A 956-nucleotide genomic window follows, 5' to 3' on the forward strand; every position below is an offset into this window, starting at 1 on the left:
CCCACCATCGACCCATTCCGCATCCATGACCAAATCTTCCTCGACGCGACCTATCTAAAGTCCGGATGCCTCCTGATCGCAGCCAGTAAAACCCACGTCATCAACTGGACCTGGGCCAGACACGAAACCACCGCCGCCTACACCGAACTCCTACGCCCCATTGCCGCACCACTAATCGCAGTCACAGACGGCGGACAAGGTGCCCAATCAGCCATCCACCACTGCTGGCCAACAACACGCATCCAACGCTGCCTCGTCCACGCCCAACGAACAGTCCGCCGCCACACCACCAGCAACCCCCGCACCGATGCCGGCAAAACCCTCTACCGCCTAGCCCTGAAACTCACTCGCATCACCGACCTTGACCAAGCATCCACATGGGTCGCCCACCTGCACGAATTCGACCACACCTACCGGGAATGGATGAACGAGAAAACCACCATCAAAGACCCCGCTACCGGCGCCTACACCAAGGTCTACACCCACCAACGCGTCCGAGCGGCCTATCAATCATTGCTATCTCTGCACCGCAGAGACCTGCTGTTTACCTACCTGCAACCCCCACCAACAACCATCGACCCCAACAACCTTGCAGCAACAACAAACAGCCTCGAAGGTGGCATCAACGCCCCCATAAAAGAACTAGCGCGCAGACACCGCGGACTATCACTACCGCATCAACGCACAGTGATGGATTGGTGGCTGTATCTACATACAGAAGTCCCTGACGATCCGGTCAAGATCGCCAGGGACCAACGATGGGGTCAAGACGCACTTTCCACAGCAACAGACCTGATCACCCACAACACCACAGCCACTACCAATGACATCGGTGCACCAGCAGAATACGACACCGCCATCGACACCAGCTACCAACACAACCTCGGCATCCAAAAAGGCTGGATCAAATAACCGCAACACGCCCGGAAAAGACACACTTTTCTTTACTTAACCCC

The 956-nt window shown here is 56.6% G+C and carries 1 protein-coding gene; it reads left to right on the plus strand.

Features of this window, described 5'->3' with window-relative positions; translation table 11 throughout:
* A partial coding sequence (locus HMPREF3097_RS02200; protein ID WP_070760620.1) for an IS256-like element IS3503 family transposase occupies window positions 1–912 on the plus strand: 912 nt, incomplete at its 5' end.
* Window positions 913–956: the final 44 nt, after the last annotated feature.

The organism is Corynebacterium sp. HMSC27B11, from assembly GCF_001815985.1.
In the GTDB taxonomy this organism is placed as follows: Bacteria; Actinomycetota; Actinomycetes; order Mycobacteriales; family Mycobacteriaceae; genus Corynebacterium.